At 57.3% G+C, this 862-nt stretch carries 2 protein-coding genes; both read right to left on the bottom strand.

Annotated features, from left to right (window positions below):
* Window positions 1-31: 31 nt before the first annotated feature.
* Window positions 32-586, bottom strand: coding sequence for a hypothetical protein (locus EXE42_RS15715; protein ID WP_137706929.1), 555 nt, complete (start codon window positions 584-586; stop codon window positions 32-34).
* A 54-nt stretch (window positions 587-640) separates the two neighbouring features.
* The coding region (locus EXE42_RS19675; protein ID WP_206750736.1) for a hypothetical protein at window positions 641-862 on the bottom strand (222 nt) is incomplete at its 5' end.

Genomic DNA, 862 nt, shown 5'->3' on the forward strand with positions numbered 1-862 from the left:
GGCGGTTCTCTCAAAAAGTGGGTGTGTGGTGTCACTCCGAAACGAGCGTGTAATCGTACTTGTCGTAGAACACGTCGTCGCGGAGTTTGTCGTCAACGTCCTTCCGCGGAGCGACGACCCCCGTGGTGGAATACACCGACATCCCCATCCCAGGTGACTTGTGAAGGTACGTCACTATCGTCGTCTTGTCCGTGACGTGGTACAGTCCGACCCAACATTGGGTTCGGGTATCGAACTTACTGGTTCGCTCTCGATCTTCGCGGTAGTAGCGGTGTTCGGACTCAACGGACTGAAGCCCGCGGAGCAGCCCGACGACACGGTGTACGTCGTCGTGTGTGAGATCGCTGTCGTCCCACTTCTCGGGGTTCTCGGTAAGCTGATCGATGAGATCACCGAACCCCCCTATCTCGGCGTCGTTGTGGGGGTACGGCTTGCCACAGATCACGTCCCAGACACCTGTGATCTGAATCGGGATCCCATCGGGACCGCGGGATCCGCCGTCGTCGTACCACTCCAGCGCGGAGCGGAGGTCGCGGACGCCTGTGATCGGTTCAACGTCTGTTAGCGGAGTTACGTTCGTACTCATAGTGGTGTGAGAACACCGTCTGACAGGTGTTCTCGCAAAAGAAAGGAGTGGGTGTTACGCGGCGATGGAAACCATTTCCTCCGCAACCAGCTCGGCTGTCTGTGAAACGTCGGTGCCTATCTCACGGTGCTGTGTTCCGTCACTCCGAGAGACAATAATCTCGTAAGCGTCTTGTGTCCACTCGTGATCGCTGCCTGGCTCTGTTTCACCTTCCTCGCGGAAACAGACCGAGATAAAGTCTGACGGGGATCCATCAACGTCACGGACAAACGCTGC

It is taken from the genome of Halorubrum sp. SP3 (assembly GCF_005435195.1).
Classification (GTDB): Archaea; Halobacteriota; Halobacteria; order Halobacteriales; family Haloferacaceae; genus Halorubrum; species Halorubrum sodomense.

Coding starts and splice junctions, on each gene's coding strand:
- EXE42_RS15715 (WP_137706929.1), bottom strand. CDS start 586: ATGAGTACGAACGTAACTCCGCTAACAGACGTTGAACCGATCACAGGC.